We start from the raw sequence: 17,055 nt of genomic DNA, 5'->3' as shown, positions 1-17,055 counted from the left end.
AGTTAACCAGTACGTTTATAGCTCTGTAAACCCGGTTTAATTGATTTTTCATCTAAAAATTGTTTCAAACCTTCTTGGCGACCATTTTCAGTATCACGATGGATACATTGATCTAACTTGGCATATAAGTAATCTTCGTTTTGGTCCCAAGTGAGTTCACGGCAACGTTTAAAGCCATTTTTAGCGGTACGAAGCACTACAGGGTTTTTCTCAAGTAGGCAATTTGCAAGCTCAGTGACTTCTGCTTTTAGCTGTTCAAGTGGTACGCTTTTATTTACCAGTCCCATAGTTTCGGCTTCTTTACCACTAAAGGTTTTACCCGTCATGATGTAGTACAAAGCTGCGCGGTGACCTACGGTATCTGCCATTGCTTTACTTACAAGGTTACCCGGTGGGATACCCCAGTTAATTTCAGATAAACCGAAAGTTGCTTCATCTGCTGCAATCGCAAGATCACACGCCACTAATGGTGAGAAACCGCCTCCGAAACACCAGCCGTTAACCATTGCAATGGTTGGTTTTGAATACATACGAAGAAGTTGCCACTGCCAACGACATGAGTCACGACGAATACGTTCTTGATAAATTTCAGGCTGAGTATCGACTTCGCGGAAATATTCTTTTAAGTCCATGCCAGCTGTCCAAGAATCACCTGCACCAGTTAATACTAAAACACGCGCATTTTGATCAAGTTCTATGGCTTCAAGCACATCAATCATTTCACGATTGAGTGTAGGACTCATGGCATTTTTCTTTTCTGGGCGATTTAGTGTGACCCAAGCAATTCCATCTTCAACTTTAACATCTACGGTTTCCCAGCGATTTTCATAAGTCATCTTCATACTCCTTGAATGATTTTGTGATGTTCTGAGATTTAATTTAATATCAGTTAAACTTACATTCAAGTCTTTTTTCTAAAATTTAATAAATATTTTATAATTGCATGTATTTTAAATAAAAATTAATTTAATAAATAATTTTATATAAAAATATGTTGATTTTTTAGTAAGTTTAACTGATATTTTTGGTGTGTTTAAACAACAATACACAAAGGGCTAAATGGAACGACTAGTCAATAAAGGACAACACAATGGAAAAGATATTAGGACAGTCTGCAAGAGCAAAGATTACGTTACTACTTTGTTTTGCAATCGCAATTTTTGAAGGTTTTGATCTTCAATCAATGGGGGTAGCCGCTCCACGAATGCGGGCTGAGTTTATGTTGGATAATGGCCAGATGGCATGGGCATTTAGTGCTGCAATTTTAGGAACACTACCGGGTGCAATATTAGGCGGCAGATTTGCAGATATTGTCGGGCGTAAGAAAATTCTGATTTTTAGTATTCTGCTTTTTGGAATTATGTCTTTGCTAACAGCATATGCTGCTAACTTCAGTTTGCTGTTACTCATCCGTTTTTGTACCGGTTTGGGAATGGGCGGGGCACTCCCGATGATGATTACACTTGCCTCTGAAGCTGTGCCTGGCCAGCACAAGGGCAAAGCGGTAAGTATCATGTATAGCGGCATTCCTTTTGGTGGATTACTGACTTCTGTGGTTGCCATGTCGTTGGCGGGTGATGCAGAGTGGCGTCATATTTTCTATATTGGCGGTATTGCGCCTATTTTGTTAATTCCACTCATCATGCGCTTTTTACCTGAGTCAAATGATTACCTGCAACGAAAAGTTCAAGCGCAAAAAACGACTCCATTCTTTGAAGTTTTATTTGCTAAAGAACGCCGCATGTCGACTATTCAGCTTTGGGTGAGTTTCTTCTGTACCCTAGTGGTGCTGTACTTCTTATTAAACTGGTTGCCGTTACTGATGGGCGCGCAAGGCTTATCGAAGCTACAAGCAAACTATGTACAGATGGGCTACAACGTTGGTGGAATTTTAGGTTCAATCTTAATGGGTGTATTGCTTGATAAATTACGCATGAGTTTTGTGATTAAGCTGATTTATCTAGGCATTTTATTCTCACTTTGTTGCTTGGCAATTTCTCCAACCGTTGCATTACTGGCACTTTCGGCAGTGGGCTGTGGTTTATTCATTGTGGGCGGACAATCGGCATTGTACGGTTTAGCCGCAATGTATTATCCAACCGAAATGCGTGGAACTGGAGTTGGTGCGGCGGTTGCAATTGGCCGTATTGGTTCTTTTGCCGGACCTTTAATGGCAGGTTTTTTACTTTCACTTGGACAAAGCTCGACCATTGTGATTGGTTCAAGCATTCCAGTGATTTTAATTGCAGCGATCTCTGCATTACTTCTTGTCAAAAAACCTAAACAGCCTGTACATTTAGTACAAAGCTCAGGTGCTCGCTAAGTTTTAACGAAAGTATGGGGTTAGCGCCTCATACTTTCACTACAGATTTTCTTATGATGATTGAAAGGTTATGGTACGTTCGAATTCAGTTCAAAAAAAAGTAGAAGATGAGCCTAAGTTAAGTTACATGATTGCTCGTGTTGACCGAATTATTAGTAAACATTTAACAGAACATTTAAAAGAGCTTGAGATTACCTTGCCGCAATTTACTGCGCTTTCTGTTTTAGCTTCAAAAAGTAATGTATCCAATGCCAAACTTGCTGAACGTTCTTTTATTAAGCCGCAATCTGCCAATAAAATTCTGCAAGATTTGCTGGTCAATGGCTGGATTGAGAAGAAACCTGACCCTACGCATGGCCGCCGTATTTTAATTACACTCACCGAAAGTGGTGTTGAAAAACTCAATAAATGCAATGAAGTTGTATTAAAAGTTGAAGAAAAGATGCTTGAAGGCATTGATATCAATCTGGCTTATTTAATTCGTAATAACCTCGATATCATGGTGAATAATCTTAAAAGCCTTTAAATAAATGAGCTTGTTTAGGTTGCGCTAAATTCCTAAGCACCGATTCACACAGAAAATTTATTTCATTTTGCAAATGAAGTTGTTAGCATCGAAGTGACGTTTTTGACAATGTGTGGCAGCAAATGTCTTCAGGGCAACAAGTTTTACTTAAATTAAGAAAAATGATTATTTCAGGGGAACTTGAAGGTGGTGCCAGAATTGCTGAGATTCCCACTGCCGAGTTACTTGGTGTTTCGAGACAGCCTGTTCGTATTGCATTTCGGCTGCTCGAACAAGAAGGTCTTCTCATCAAGAACCCAACCCGTGGCTACACCGTCCGTGAAATTTCAGAACAACTGGTTCATGATGCGCTTGAAGTGCGGGGTGTGCTTGAAGGATTGGCTGCGAAAACTTTGGCAGAACAAGGTTTAAGCGAAGAGCAGAAAAAGACCCTGCAACATTGCATTCAAGAAACTGAAAAACTCTTTAATGAAAAAGACGAGTTTGGCGATACCGAACTGGAACGTTACCATCATTTTAATGTCATTTTTCATGACACGATTATTGAGGGCGCGCAAAATGTAGCGCTCATACAAGCTTTAGCAAAAAACAATCAATTGCCGATGGCTTCTGCTCAAGCCATTACCTATGATGAGAAGCAAGCTTTGTCGGAATATCGTCGTTTGCACTATGCACATTTACAGCATTGTTCGATTTTCGATGCGTTGACGCATCGTCAGGCAGGGCGTGCTGAAACTTTAATGCGTGAGCACAGTAGTGTAGTGATTTTAGGTGAAACGCTAAGAAATGTTCTTAGTGCTTAAGGTGAAATAAGTTCCTCTATTTTTAAATAAAGGAACTTAACTATTAAAGCTCAATCACAAGATTTTTGGTTTTTGCACGAGAACAGCAGGGCGTAAACTGGTCATTTAGTGCATGTTCCTCATCGGTCATAAAAAGATCTCGATGATCTGGTGTGCCTTCTACAACACGAGTAATACACGTTCCACAAATGCCTTGTTCACACGAAACAGGAATATCAAAACCATTTGCAATTAATGCTTCAGTAGCAGTTTGCTCTGGCAATACTTCAATTCGGCGGCCCGTACCTTTAACTTCAATGGTAAAAGCTTCATCGTTGGACGTATCTACTTTTTGCGCGACAAAATGTTCTTGATGTAATTGCTCGTTGTGCCAATTCGCTTGCTCGGCTGAGCTCATTACAAACTGCATAAACCCTGTAGGCCCACACACATATAAGTGTCTATCTGGTGAACTCTGACCTAAAACCTCTGCCATATTACATTCGGTATCTGGCTGATCTTGAATATGAAAATGAACTTGATCACCAAAATGCTCGGTTAAATTGCCATAGAAGGCAATCATTTCATGACTACGAACAAAGTAGTGTAATTCGAAAGGAATATTGGCCGATTTAAGCCGATACGCCATCGATAAAATGGGGGTAATGCCAATACCACCAGCAAATAAAACCGCCTGCTTTGTTTGAGGATGAATCTCAAATAAATTACGTGGTTCACCAATCTTTAAATGATCACCTTCACGATATTCAGTATGGATACAACGTGAGCCACCGCGCGAATTGGTATCATGTAAAACACCAATCACGTAACGATGCTTTTCACTACAACAATTTGAAAGTGAATATTGACGGGTTAGGCCGTTTTTAAGATGCACATCAATATGGGCACCTGCTTCAAAATTCGGTAGCTCAGTACCGTTTGCTGCAATCAGTTCAAAGGCACGAATGGTCGGGGTGAGCTGGTGAATTTTTTGAATAATAACGTCCATGTTCATGCTCCTTTAAATAATCCGAATGTTTGGAAACTTTTGTGCGGATGTTTCAGGAGGCGTTTTATTTTCTTCGGCAAGTAGTCGCTCAATCACCTTACGAGACTGTACACCGCCTGCGTCGATGTTAAGCATCAGTAACTTGCGATGTGGATTGTTCAAAATATTTTGCTGCTGTTGCTCCAGCATTTCTAAATCTTCAGTAAAGATTTTGCCTTGGCCTTCACGAATTTGATCGGTGAGTTCAGTATTGTTTGGCTGGAAGTTGCGTGCCATTCCCCAGAAATACCAATGTGAGGTTTCAGTTTCTGGAGTAATAAAGTCCACGACAATTGACGAAACTTTTTTGTCTTTTGGTGCGTCATAACCGCCATGTCCAGCATGTGCCACACCGACTTCAATATGCACATTACTTGGGGCAAAGAAGTGACAACGTTGCCAACGGTCAACAGGGACATCATCTGCCAAGTGGTTGCCACGAAGGGCCATTTGCCAAAATGGAGGTGCGATCACATTTTCCATGTAACGTTCAGTAATGACATGGTCACCATCAACTTTAGTGATTGGTAATGATTCATCAATTTCTTTTTGTCCGATGCTGCTTGAGTGAACATAGGTTTCGTGGGTTAAATCCATCAGGTTATCGACCATGAGGCGATAGTCACATTGAATATGAAACAGGCCTCCACCATAGCTCCATTCAGGATGATCTGCCCATTCTAAAGTTGGCAGTTTTGCTTCATCTGCTAAAGCTTTTTCGCCTGGCCATATCCAAATAAAACCAAACTTTTCAACAACTGCATATGCTTTGTTGCAAGGGAAACCATTTACGCGTTGGGCTGGCATTGAAACGGTTTTTCCATCACAGCCCATGACTAAACCATGATAACCACATACGAGGTTTCCATCTTCGACATAACCTAGTGAAAGTGGGGCACCACGATGCGGACAAAAATCTTCAACGGCTGCAACTTGATTTTCTTTGCCACGATAAAAAACGATTTTTTCACCACAGATGGTGCGACCTAGCGGTTTGTCTTGGATTTCTTCTGCGCGGCAGGCTACATACCAAGCATTTTTAATAAACATTGTGACGACTCCTTATCACTTATTGGATCCAATTTATAATAAATAAAAATATTGGTCAATTGATAAACAGTATATTTTTTAAAAAATATTGATCTTTTGATTTGGTTTTTTTGTATATTTTTAATTGCTATTAAAGGCTTTTGTATTTCTTTTGAATTTTAGAAGCGGAATATTTTATGGTTTTAATTTGGATCCAAAATGGCTGTGGTTAAGCCATTATGGGAGTGTTGAGATTTAGAAATTAACCGTGTAATGAAGCATCATGCGCTGTTCATCCAGACTTTTGCCATGTTTAGTGTTGTAGTTAATATTTAAGAAAAGAAATTTAAGATTTTTAATCCAAGCATTTAGGTCATATTGAATCAACACATCACTTTCTTGCTCAAAATCATTTTGATTCATAGTCTGAAATGAATCTCCATAAATATATTTATAGGTGATTTTTAGACCTTTGATATATTCTTTAAAGTCATACGAAGCAAGGAAATGATAAGACTTTTCATCAGCTTTGGTAAACGCGCCTAAGGTCCAGTTAACCATATGCGGGATGGGCATATTGTCGAGTTTTGGAATACCATCTTTGCCAAAGTTTTCTTGGTAGCCAATTCCAGTTGTAAAATTGCCATGTTTGATAAAATGCATAGCCCCTACGGATGTATTGTCATATTCACCAAGATTTGATTTACCGACATCGTCGTGTCGAAACACACGTAATTTTGTAGTGTGCTGCTTTGTCCATTGATAATCAAAAGCAAAGTAACTTTGATTGATGAGATCTGTTAAGTAACCATTATAAAATTTCCAATTATATTGAGGCGTTTTCCCATCCCACTGGAAAAAGTAAAGCCCGTCAGATTCATGTTTTGAAATGGCGAGTTTATGGTAGTCCTCCTCATTTTTTGGCGAATAACGGTTAATCAAACCCAGCTCGAAATTTTGTTGTGGTGTCTTATATTTTAATTCCAAGCCTTTATAGTTCGCACGTAATTGATGTGTATCCACTTGTGGCGTAAGTGGTGAGTCGGGAGTGATGTCACCTATATTCATGCGAAAGTTTTGATATTCAACACCAGCTCCTAAGCCATATTTAACTTGGTCTTGTGGTTGTTTCTTAGTATTAGGGTCAAAGGGTATGACCATATCATTGGTGTGTTGGTCGCTACTTAGACGATATGCATATTGGATGCTTGGATTGAGGTGTAGTTGAACCTCATTAAGTTTGGTTGACCAGTCGCCACGATAGATCAGACCTTGGCTCAAGCTATGAGTATCGGGGCTAGTACTATTTTCATATTGTCTGTCGAAGTTGAATGTTTTTAGTGTGAGTGTATTTTGAAAATTAACATCTACTGCACTGTGAGCTAAACAGCAGGCAAGGGTTGTCCCTGAGAAGAAAATCCCATAAATAAAAATATGCTTCATTTTTAAATCCGTTTAAAAGCGTTTTACTGTTCTAAATCCGACATGGCTAGTTGCAAGGTCGAGTTCCTGTGGATGCCTTGCGGCAGCACGATAACGCGCGCAATAATTGGTTGCGCATAAATAAGACCCACCTTTAATCGTGTATTGCAAAATCTGTTCGTGACTTTGCCGATATTTCGATGGATCTCCCATATGGTGATCTCGTGGGCCTGTATAGGGTGTTTGCGTCCATTCCCATACATTGCCAATCAAGTCATATAATCCAAATGGGTTTTTACTAAAACAACCCACAGGGGCAACATCCTTAAAACCATCTTCCTGAATGTTTTTATAAGGAAATTCACCTTGCCAGAAGTTGGCTACAATATGGCCTTCGTGAGTAGGGCCAATGTCGGAATTTTGCTGAAAACCTTTGGCTGCATATTCCCACTCAAGCTCGGTAGGCAAGTCATGGCCCAGCCAGTTTGCATAAGCGTAGGCATCATTCCATGTCACCATGCGAACAGGCTCGTGAGGTGCGGGTTGTTTAGGGTTGTTTGGGCCCCATGGATGTTTCCAATTGGCCCCTTTTTTAAATCGCCACCATTGTAATTCTTCAACTGGATGATCTGGTTGTACAAACATAGCCGCACCACCTTGCTTCTCTGCATCGGTGACATAGCCCGTTTGTTTAACAAACTCTTGAAATTGAGCATTGGTGACTTCAGTCGCATCAATTAAAAAAGCGGGAACGGAAGTTGCCTGTAAGTTTAATGGGCGTTCATCTTCATAGCCTTGTGTGGTGCCTAGAACAACTTTCCCTTGAGGAAGTTTGACCATACCTGCTTCTTTATTTTTAGGCCAACCCGAAGGAAGGCCTGAATAAGAATTACATTTAGCTTTGCTGCCTAAGTCGGGCAAGGTGGTCTGTTCTAGTTGAGGTGTGGTTTTTTGGCATGCACAAAGTAAGAGGAACGATGAAAGCATCATGATCTGTTTCATCTAATTTTTCCTACTTTTTGTTGTATTGCTCAAAATCCACAACACCATTTTCATCGGCATATCTTAAATATTTATCATTTAAGACTTTGACAATCTCAGGATGGGCTGCATAAACATTATGTTGCTCATTAAAATCTGTTTTTAAATTGTAGAGTTCCCAGCCATGGCTCTTAAATTTAGAAGGTGAGTTTTCAATAAGCTTCCATTCGTCAGTTTTGGCGTAGCGGCTGCCATGTAATTCTTTGAAGTCATAATAATTAACAGGACGAATACGGGCAGTGTTATCTTTAAAAGCAGGAATCAAACTAAAGCCCGATGGTTTAATTTTGGTGCTTGAAGTTGGATAAACCTGATTATTTTGAATCCCCGCTAGCTCCATCACAGTGGGGAATATATCTCTGACTGTAGCAAAGTTATTGTTAATTCCACGTTGTTTAGAAACCTGAGTTGGTGATTTAACAATAAATGGAACTCGAACTCCTCCTTCTGAAGCGGCTGATTTCCAGTAAGTAAATGGCGTACTGCTTACTTCGGCCCAACGTGGTCCCATGTATAGATATGAGCTGGCGTTGCCTATATTTTCATAGCGATTGTCAGCATCACCCATTGGGAAATTATGATCACCACCTTCAGCGCCGTTATCTGACATAAACACAATCAAAGTGTTGTCATATAAATGATGCTTTTTAAGATATTGAATGACATCACCCACGCGGTCGTCTAACTGGGTAACCATGCCCGCATAAACTTCCATTTTACGTGCTTCGTATTTGCGCTCTTGTGATGTCAGTTCATTCCAGCTTTTGGTACCTAAAGCTTGGTTGCCACGCTCGATTGGGTATTCTGCATTAGCAGGAATTAATCCTAATTGCTTTTGTCTCTCAAAGCGTTGTTTTCGAATTGCATCGTAGCCTTGATCGTATTTACCTTTGTATAAGTCTCTATAGTGAGCAGGCGCCTGTATTGGCCAATGTGGAGCGGTATAGGCTAGGTAAGCAAAAAATGGTTTTTGCGCTTTATTTTTGTCTAAGTACTCGAAAGCTTTTTGTGTAAAGAAGTCTGTCGAGTAGTAGTTGTCAGGTAATGTGGCCTTTTGACCATTTTCAGTGTATTGGGTGTTACGAGGATAGTTTTTAGGTTGGTCTTTAAAGTGTAAATCGAAGCCATCGAGCAGAGCAAAAGATTGATCAAAGCCGCGGGCTTTAGGGTTTTGGTCGGGAGCATAGCCTAAGTGCCATTTACCGACCATGAAGGTGTAATAATCTTTTGTCTTTAAAATCTCTGCGAGTGTATAAGCATTTTGCGTTAAATGACCTGAATAGCCATCAATTTTGAGGAGTGCACGCGGGCTATCGGCTCCAACCAATTTTTCTTGTCGTTTTGAAGTTTCATACATCGCACCTAAACCCACCAAGTGGTTATCTGCACCTGTCATAAGCTGTGCACGAGTAGGTGAACACATTGATGAAGCATGAAAATTAAAAAGCATTTTTCCTTGCTTTAATAGGCTATCAATATGAGGGGTTTTAATTTCGCCGCCATAAGCGCCAATATCTGAAAATCCAAGATCATCGGCCAAAATAATCATGATGTTGGGTGGTTGTTGATTTTTTGGAGGTGCTGCTTGCGTTGTGTAAAACAATTGGCTGGCAAAAAAAAGTCCCAATGTAAGCTGGCTTACTCTTTTGAGTTTCATAACAACAATCCTTTGAAGTTTCATAAATGCATCTTGCATTTTCTGGAAATAAACTGAGCTTTTTGGCTAAAAAATGCTCTGGAATCGATCATAATAGATTTTTTAATATGGATCCATAAAAATATTCAAGCATCCTAATTTTATGTTTTTAATAATTTTATAGTTATATAATTTATGTATTTATATACTTTTTAATAATCCGTTTATAATTTTAGTTGATTTTTTGGATCCAAATATTCAGTATAGAAAAAGAGCAGGATGCTCAAAAAACAAATATTCCTCTAGGTCATTATGGATACGGATGTGCATAACCACCCAATCGCTCATATCAGCAATGTCGTGTGTATGTCTTATCCAAGGGAGATACACAAATGGAAAGAGACGTTCTAAGTGAGATCAATCAAAACAATATGAGCCGCTACCAATGGTTCGTCATTTTGATTTGTATTTGTCTTAATATTATTGATGGCTTTGACGTGATGGTGATGGCATTTACCGCTCCATCTGTTTCGGCAGAATGGTCACTTTCAGGCGCACAAATTGGTTTGTTGCTCAGTTCAGGTCTTTTTGGAATGGCTGCTGGTTCTATTTTTCTTGCGCCTTTAGCCGATAAAATTGGTCGCCGTTTACTCATCTTAGTTTGTCTTGTAATTGCTGGTCTTAGCATGTTGGGCTGTGCTTTTGTACAAAGCCACGGCATGTTGGCAGCACTGCGGTTTATTACCGGAATTGGGGTGGGTGGCATCCTTGCGAGTAGTAATGTGTTGGCAAGTGAATATGCCAATGCTCGCTGGCGCAGTCTTGCAGTGAGCTTAATGTCTACCGGTTATGGAATTGGTGCGACGCTTGGTGGAGTACTATCACTCGCATTGATTGAGCAATTAGGTTGGCGCTCAATCTTTTTAGCAGGTGGAATCACCACCATTGCAATGTTGCTGATCAGCGCATGGTTATTGCCTGAATCTTTAGATTACTTACTCGCGAAAAGACCAAAACAGGCATTGGAACGAATCAATACAACTGTAAACCGTATGGGGCTTAATGAACTATCAATTATGCCGCGCTATGAAAAAATGAGTACGCAAAATGGCAGTGAACTCAGCAAATTATTTGCAGGGCAACTGGGATTTCAAACACTTTGCCTTTGGTTTGCATTCTTTTTAGTGATGTTTGGCTTTTACTTTGTTATGAGCTGGACGCCAAAAATTCTTATTTCAATGGGAATGTCACCAGAGCAAGGGGTAAGTACCGGTATTTTAATTAGTATTGGCGGTATTTTCGGTGCAGCCATTATTGGTCTACTCGCATCACGCATAAAAATTTTCTATGCCTTAAGCCTATTTTTAGGGCTAACGTCTGCATGTGTTTTTCTATTTGTCGCAGTCTCGTCTCAAGTGAGTGTCGCACTCATGGTGGGGTTATTACTCGGCACACTTATTAATGGCTGTGTGGCAGGTCTATATTCTATTTCTCCAACAATTTATGACGCTGAAATCCGTAGTCGCGGTGTGGGTTATGCCATTGGTTTTGGTCGTATTGGGGCAATTTTATCGCCAACGATTGCAGGTATTTTTCTGGATAAAGGCATCGCACCAGCAACGCTTTATGCCTATTACGGTGTGGTCTTTATTTTGGCTATTTTCCTGATTTTAAGTTTGGGTAGTGCTTTTTATCGAAGTAAGAAAGAGCAAAACTACTCTCTTAAAACAGCACCTTAATCCATTATAAATTAAATAGTTGAGATAAAAAATGAAAAAGACACCATTGTGGGTGGGGGTATGCTTGTGCCCATTATTTACTCAAGTTGTGCATGCCGAGTTTATTGCAGACAGTAAAGCTGAGCTGACACTGCGTAATTTTTACTTTGACCGAGACTATAAAAAAGACCCATATCCCTATACCGCAGCCAGAGATTGGGCGCAGGGTTTAATTTTTAAAGGACAGTCGGGTTATACCGAAGGGACAGTTGGGTTCGGTGTTGATGTGCTGGCAATGGCGGGTTTTAACCTGATGGGAAATCGGGCTGATGACTATGCACGTAGTGGCTTATTACCCGTCAATACTGATAACTCGCGTGACGATTATTATGGAAAAATTGGTATTACAGGGAAGGCTAAATTTAGGAAAAATGAGCTTTTTGTGGGGGATTTAGTTCCACAATTACCGACCATATTTTCATCGCCAGCGCGTTTGTTCCCCCAGACTTATCGCGGTATTCGCTTTGTTTCAAATGAAATTCCAAATCTTCAACTCGAAGGATTTTATGTCGATGAAGTGCGGCAGCGCGATTCCATTCGTTATACCGATGTTGGAACGGATAATATCAACCGTCGTTTTGACAAGGCGGCAACCACTGATTCTTTTTACACGCTGGGAGGAAGTTATCAGTTAAAGGACTATCGTCTCCGTGCCTACCATGCTGAACTCAAAGACATTTACCAGCAACAATTTTTGGGTTTTAACGGAAAACAGCCTTTAAATGACCAGCTTAATTTTTTAAGTGACGTGCGTTTTTTTAATAGTGAAGAAACTGGAAGCAAAAAAATAGGAAAGGTCGATAACCGTCATATGAGTGGTTTATTTGGTTTGAACTATCAAAACCATACGGTTTCTTTGGGCTATATGCAGTCGTTTGGCTCGACTGGTTTGCCGTTTTTGTCGGGAACTGAAAGTCCAGTCGTGCTTGATTTTATGAGTTCGGACTATTCGAACAAAGATGAAAAAGTCTATTCGATTCGTTACGAATATGATTTTAAAAATGCACGATTAGGGGATGTTCCATTAAATGGACTGCGCTTTATGATCCGCTATGCAAAAGGGGAAGATATTGATTTGCTGCAATATGGCGATCAGCGTTTTAAAGAAGAGTCGATGGAGTTTGATTTAGGCTATAAAATTCCTGAAGGAAAGTTAAAAGGCCTAGGCATGCGAGCTCGTTTTTCTCACTATCGCAACGATATGCCAAGCAATATGACATTTCACTCGGCAAATGAAACACGGTTGAATGTTGATTACACCTTTAAATTTTAATGCTCAATATTTAAGTAAATTAAAGACAAGTTAAAGCATTGTGAGCATCAATGTTTTAACTTTAGTTATCAACTTCACAAAATCACTCTATAATACCGCCAATCTTATTAAAGCCAATTGAGTCGTTCATTAAACACATGGCTTTAATCTCTCATTTTTTTAAGTCAATTTCTTCGCTGTGATTCGGCTTATATTTCAATATTTAGAATTTTATGTGTCTGTGCTGACACATAAAAATATTTAGGTGCCAGCATGGAAATCAAGGTTAATTATCTCGACAATCTTCGACAGGAAGCTAAGTTCGATGACTTTACGGTAATTGCCGATCAACCAATTCGCTACAAGGGTGACGGTTCGGCACCGGGCCCATTTGACTATTTTTTAGCATCTTCCGCATTGTGTGCAGCGTACTTTGTAAAAGTGTATTGTGCAGCTCGAGATATCCCAACCGATAATATTCGTTTATCACAAAATAATATTGTTGATCCTGAAAACCGCTACAAGCAAACCTTTAAAATTCAGATTGAATTACCAGCCGATATTTCAGATAAAGATCGCCAAGGGATTTTACGTTCAATCGACCGTTGTACTGTTAAAAAAGTTATTCAAACTGGTCCTGAATTTATTATCGAAGAAGTTGAAAGCATTGATGCAGATGCGCAAGCACTGTTATTGCCAAGCTTAACTTCAGAAAGCCATACCTATATTCAGGGTAAAGACCTGCCATTAGAAGAAACCATTGCCAATATGTCTGCCATTTTGGCAAATTTGGGCATGAAGATTGAAATCGCATCTTGGCGTAATATTGTTCCGAATGTATGGTCATTACACATTCGTGATGCACAGTCTCCGATGTGTTTTACCAATGGTAAAGGTGCAACTAAAGAAAGCGCTTTAGCGTCTGCATTAGGCGAGTTTATTGAGCGTTTAAACTGTAACTTCTTCTATAACGACCAGTTCTGGGGTGAAGATATTGCCAATGCTGAATTTGTGCATTATCCAGATGAAAAATGGTTTAAACCGGGTCCAAATGGTGAATTACCTAAAGAAATCTTAGATGAATATTGTCTTGAGATTTACAACCCAGATGATGAATTACTCGGTACGCATTTATATGACACCAATTCAGGCAATGTAGAGCGTGGCATTTGTTCGCTGCCTTTCGTGCGCCAGTCTGACGATGAAGTTGTATATTTCCCATCAAATTTAATTGAAAACTTGTACCTAAGTAATGGTATGAGTGCAGGTAATACTTTGGCGGAAGCCCAAGTTCAATGCTTGTCAGAAATTTTTGAACGTGCTGTTAAACGTGAAATTTTAGAAGGTGAAATTGCACTTCCAGATGTTCCTGAAGAAGTATTAGCAAAATACCCAAGTATCGTTGCTGGTATTAAAGGCTTAGAAGAGCAAGGTTTTCCTGTTCTAGTTAAAGATGCATCATTAGGTGGTCAGTTCCCTGTAATGTGTGTGACTTTAATGAACCCACGTACGGGTGGTGTTTTTGCATCGTTTGGTGCACATCCAAGTTTTGAAGTTGCGTTAGAGCGTAGTTTGACTGAGCTGCTTCAAGGTCGTAGTTTTGAAGGCTTAAATGATTTACCACAACCGACTTTCCAAAGTAATGCGGTGACTGAACCGAATAACTTTGTCGAGCATTTTATTGACTCAAGCGGTTTGGTATCTTGGCGTTTCTTTAGTTCTAAATCTGACTATGACTTTGTTGAGTGGGATTTTTCTGGAGAAGGCGAAGAGTCGAATGCAGACGAAGCTGCAACGTTGTTCGGTATTCTCGAAGAGATGGGCAAAGAAGTTTATATGGCAGTATATGAGCACCTAGGTGCGACCGCTTGCCGTATTTTAGTGCCGGATTATTCAGAAATTTATCTCGTTGAAGATTTGATTTGGGACAATACCAATAAAGCACTTTCATTCCGTGAAGATATTTTAAATCTGCATCGTTTGGATGATGAACAACTTGAAGCATTGGTTGAGCGCTTAGAAGAATGTGAGTTAGACGATTACACCGAAATCACCACGCTCATTGGCATTGAATTTGATGACAATACAGTTTGGGGACAGCTCACGATTTTAGAGTTGAAATTGTTGATTTACGTTGCTTTGCAGCAATTTGACGAGGCAAAAGAGTTAGTCGAAACTTACCTGCAATATAACACTAACACCGTTGAGCGTGGTTTGTTCTATCAGTGCATGAACGTGGTGCTTGAAGTGATGTTGGATGAAGAACTAGAGCTTGAAGATTACCTGACTAACTTCCGTCGTATGTTTGGTGACACACGAATGGAGGCAGTATTAGGTTCTGTCGATGGTAGCGTTCGTTTCTATGGTTTAACACCAACAAGCATGAAACTAGAAGGACTTGATCGCCATTTACGTCTGATCGAGAGCTATAAAAAATTGCATGCAGCTCGTGCTAAAGCCGTAACGATGTAATCTAAAAAGCGAAAGAAAAAAAGCCTATTTTTAAATAGGCTTTTTTTATAAAACAAATTTCTATTTTAAGCAGAAGCTTTCGTGATCTCTACGGTTTCTGCCTCTGCTCTATGATCCTGATGTTCGCCCAAAGTGTGTTTAGCCGGAATATAAGACATTGCACGTTCTGCTAAAGCTGTAATGGTGAGACTTGGGTTAACACCTAAATTGGCACCTAACATTGAACCATCTACAACATATAAGTTTTTATAGTTAAAAACGTGATTTTGTCCATCCACCACGCCACGTTCTGGGCTTGAGGAAATTGCACAGCCGCCCATACAGTGTGCGGTAAAAGGCACGTTAAATAAAATTTCGGTAATGGTCGTCATGGGGTGGCCATTAAACATTTTGGCGACTTTTTCGGTAAATGTATTGGCCTGTGGAATATAAACTGGTAGCTTTTTACCCTCACTAGACAATACCTTGCCAAAAGGCCAAAACCAGTTGCGTTTCAAGCGCATGTTAATTGAAGCATCAGCAGTTTGCATCACCAAGAAAATCAAGGTTTGACGCGCAAAACCAACCGGATTGCTCATGCGTAGAAAAATAAATGGATGGCAGATTAACGCCCATAACCAAAAGAAGATACGTGTCCAACCCGGTTTTCCTTTTGCCATGTAAGTACACATGAGACCCATTGCATCGGAACCGTTTTGGTAGCGAGTTGCCTCAATATGAGTATCATGGTCGATGTAAATACTTGAACCAATGGCAACACCTTTGCTCATGTCGACATCTTTACCAAAGAAGCGAACCCCTAAAATAGATTCGGCATTGGTACGAACCCGATTACCCAAGTCATCGGAAATATTTGGCAGAGAACCAGACTGCTTTAAGCGGAACAACATCTCTTGAGTACCCAAAGAAGATGCCGAGAAAATTACGTTGCGTACTCGCCATGTACGACGCTGTTTATTAAACCATGAGGTTGAACATTCAGTGGTTACTTCATAGCCATCACTGCCATCAGCTTTACCATTGAGTGGTTTAACATCAACAACTTTGGTTTCTTCATAAACCTTGGCACCATTTTTTTCGGCAAAGTACAAATAGTTTTTATCCAAAGTGTTTTTTGCGTTGTGTTTACAACCTGTCATACAACCGCCACATGCTGTACACGTCGCACGGTCTGGACCTTCACCGTTAAAATATGGGTCAGGGTAGGTTTTGCCGCCTTGTTCACCTTCGGGTGGGAAGAAAGTCGCAACACGTGTCGGTTTAAAAGTATGACCTACACCGATAGCTTCACCCATTTGTTTGAGCATATGGTCAGCTGGACCAAAAATTTTATTATCCGTCACCCCAAGCATACGTTCTGCTTCTGCATAGTGCTGGGGCATTTCATTTTTCCAGTCTGCAGCATCTGCCCATGTGCCTTCGTCCCAAATATGTTCAGGTGGAACGAGTAGGGTATTGGCATAGGTAATTGAACCTCCACCTACAGCATTCCCGCAAATAATGGTGACATGGCGAAAAAAGCGCATATTGAAATAGCCGAAAAGCTTCATGCCCGGACGCCAAATCCAACGGCGGGAATTCCAGTTATTTTTCGCAAAATCTTCGGCTTTCCAGCGACGCCCCATTTCCATTACAGCAACTGAGTAACCTTTTTCGGTTAGACGGCAAGCAGAAACACTACCACCAAAGCCTGAACCAATAATGAGATAATCATAGTCATAATTGTTTGTTGTCATGCCGAGGCTC

Annotated in this window: 13 protein-coding genes; 6 read left to right on the top strand and 7 right to left on the bottom strand. The window is 40.2% G+C overall.

Going from position 1 to position 17,055, the window contains the following annotated elements:
* Window positions 1-2: 2 nt before the first annotated feature.
* A complete protein-coding gene (locus MKL38_RS16845) occupies window positions 3-842 on the bottom strand; it encodes a p-hydroxycinnamoyl CoA hydratase/lyase (protein WP_171056761.1) in 840 nt (279 codons plus the stop codon).
* A gap of 248 nt (window positions 843-1,090) precedes the next feature.
* On the opposite strand from MKL38_RS16845, the gene mhpT reads away from it, so the two are divergent.
* The 3 genes from mhpT (at window position 1,091) to MKL38_RS16830 (ending at window position 3,652) form a co-directional block, all read left to right on the top strand.
* Window positions 1,091-2,323, top strand: a complete 1,233-nt coding sequence (mhpT, locus tag MKL38_RS16840; protein WP_270903854.1) for a 3-(3-hydroxy-phenyl)propionate transporter MhpT — start codon at window positions 1,091-1,093, stop codon at window positions 2,321-2,323.
* 70 nt (window positions 2,324-2,393) lie between these two features.
* Window positions 2,394-2,849, top strand: a complete 456-nt coding sequence (locus MKL38_RS16835) for a MarR family winged helix-turn-helix transcriptional regulator (protein WP_151745196.1) — start codon at window positions 2,394-2,396, stop codon at window positions 2,847-2,849.
* Between the two features lie 110 nt (window positions 2,850-2,959).
* Window positions 2,960-3,652 carry a GntR family transcriptional regulator gene (locus MKL38_RS16830; RefSeq protein WP_080632039.1) on the top strand — a complete coding sequence of 231 codons (693 nt, stop codon included), beginning with the start codon at window positions 2,960-2,962 and terminating at the stop codon, window positions 3,650-3,652.
* 43 nt (window positions 3,653-3,695) lie between these two features.
* Here MKL38_RS16830 and MKL38_RS16825 read toward each other — a convergent pair whose 3' ends face one another.
* The 5 genes from MKL38_RS16825 to MKL38_RS16805 all read right to left on the bottom strand — a co-directional run bounded on the left by MKL38_RS16825 (window position 3,696) and on the right by MKL38_RS16805 (window position 9,828).
* Window positions 3,696-4,640 (bottom strand): PDR/VanB family oxidoreductase, encoded by a 945-nt coding sequence (locus MKL38_RS16825; RefSeq protein WP_270903853.1) that lies wholly within the window; start codon window positions 4,638-4,640, stop codon window positions 3,696-3,698.
* Window positions 4,641-4,652: 12 nt separating this feature from the next.
* Window positions 4,653-5,729, bottom strand: a complete 1,077-nt coding sequence (locus MKL38_RS16820) for an aromatic ring-hydroxylating dioxygenase subunit alpha (protein WP_270903852.1) — start codon at window positions 5,727-5,729, stop codon at window positions 4,653-4,655.
* A 234-nt stretch (window positions 5,730-5,963) separates the two neighbouring features.
* Window positions 5,964-7,151 carry an OprD family outer membrane porin gene (locus MKL38_RS16815; RefSeq protein ID WP_270903851.1) on the bottom strand — a complete coding sequence of 396 codons (1,188 nt, stop codon included), beginning with the start codon at window positions 7,149-7,151 and terminating at the stop codon, window positions 5,964-5,966.
* 12 nt (window positions 7,152-7,163) lie between these two features.
* Window positions 7,164-8,117 (bottom strand): formylglycine-generating enzyme family protein, encoded by a 954-nt coding sequence (locus MKL38_RS16810; RefSeq protein ID WP_270903879.1) that lies wholly within the window; start codon window positions 8,115-8,117, stop codon window positions 7,164-7,166.
* Window positions 8,118-8,142: 25 nt separating this feature from the next.
* Window positions 8,143-9,828, bottom strand: a complete 1,686-nt coding sequence (locus MKL38_RS16805) for an arylsulfatase (protein ID WP_270903850.1) — start codon at window positions 9,826-9,828, stop codon at window positions 8,143-8,145.
* 371 nt (window positions 9,829-10,199) lie between these two features.
* Between MKL38_RS16805 and MKL38_RS16800 the strand changes: the two genes are divergently transcribed.
* From MKL38_RS16800 to MKL38_RS16790, 3 genes are all read left to right on the top strand, one after another.
* Window positions 10,200-11,546: an MFS transporter gene (locus MKL38_RS16800; RefSeq protein WP_270903849.1), complete on the top strand. Its 1,347-nt coding sequence runs from the start codon at window positions 10,200-10,202 to the stop codon at window positions 11,544-11,546.
* A 31-nt stretch (window positions 11,547-11,577) separates the two neighbouring features.
* Window positions 11,578-12,858, top strand: coding sequence for an OprD family outer membrane porin (locus tag MKL38_RS16795; protein WP_270903848.1), 1,281 nt, complete (start codon window positions 11,578-11,580; stop codon window positions 12,856-12,858).
* A 252-nt stretch (window positions 12,859-13,110) separates the two neighbouring features.
* A complete protein-coding gene (locus tag MKL38_RS16790; protein ID WP_270903847.1) occupies window positions 13,111-15,309 on the top strand; it encodes an OsmC domain/YcaO domain-containing protein in 2,199 nt (732 codons plus the stop codon).
* A gap of 65 nt (window positions 15,310-15,374) precedes the next feature.
* On the opposite strand, the gene MKL38_RS16785 is transcribed toward MKL38_RS16790, so the two are convergent.
* The gene (locus MKL38_RS16785; protein WP_270903846.1) at window positions 15,375-17,045 is read right to left on the bottom strand and encodes a GMC family oxidoreductase; all 1,671 of its coding nucleotides are present in this window, start codon (window positions 17,043-17,045) and stop codon (window positions 15,375-15,377) included.
* Window positions 17,046-17,055: the final 10 nt, after the last annotated feature.

Origin of the sequence: Acinetobacter sp. AOR14_HL, assembly GCF_027855175.1 — a bacterium.
GTDB classification, from domain to species: domain Bacteria; phylum Pseudomonadota; class Gammaproteobacteria; order Pseudomonadales; family Moraxellaceae; genus Acinetobacter; species Acinetobacter calcoaceticus.
The sequence above is the reverse complement of the archived record's forward strand: the minus strand, read 5'-3'. Positions and strand labels throughout refer to the sequence as shown.

Bases quoted from the DNA above. Each gene is read 5' to 3' on its own strand.
- MKL38_RS16800 (WP_270903849.1), top strand. From the start codon at position 10,200: ATGGAAAGAGACGTTCTAAGTGAGATCAATCAAAACAATATGAGCCGC.
- MKL38_RS16805 (WP_270903850.1), bottom strand. From the start codon at position 9,828: ATGAAACTCAAAAGAGTAAGCCAGCTTACATTGGGACTTTTTTTTGCC.
- MKL38_RS16835 (WP_151745196.1), top strand. From the start codon at position 2,394: ATGGTACGTTCGAATTCAGTTCAAAAAAAAGTAGAAGATGAGCCTAAG.
- MKL38_RS16795 (WP_270903848.1), top strand. From the start codon at position 11,578: ATGAAAAAGACACCATTGTGGGTGGGGGTATGCTTGTGCCCATTATTT.
- MKL38_RS16785 (WP_270903846.1), bottom strand. From the start codon at position 17,045: ATGACAACAAACAATTATGACTATGATTATCTCATTATTGGTTCAGGC.
- MKL38_RS16790 (WP_270903847.1), top strand. From the start codon at position 13,111: ATGGAAATCAAGGTTAATTATCTCGACAATCTTCGACAGGAAGCTAAG.
- MKL38_RS16815 (WP_270903851.1), bottom strand. From the start codon at position 7,151: ATGAAGCATATTTTTATTTATGGGATTTTCTTCTCAGGGACAACCCTT.
- MKL38_RS16845 (WP_171056761.1), bottom strand. From the start codon at position 842: ATGAAGATGACTTATGAAAATCGCTGGGAAACCGTAGATGTTAAAGTT.
- MKL38_RS16820 (WP_270903852.1), bottom strand. From the start codon at position 5,729: ATGTTTATTAAAAATGCTTGGTATGTAGCCTGCCGCGCAGAAGAAATC.
- MKL38_RS16825 (WP_270903853.1), bottom strand. From the start codon at position 4,640: ATGGACGTTATTATTCAAAAAATTCACCAGCTCACCCCGACCATTCGT.
- MKL38_RS16810 (WP_270903879.1), bottom strand. From the start codon at position 8,117: ATGCTTTCATCGTTCCTCTTACTTTGTGCATGCCAAAAAACCACACCT.
- mhpT (WP_270903854.1), top strand. From the start codon at position 1,091: ATGGAAAAGATATTAGGACAGTCTGCAAGAGCAAAGATTACGTTACTA.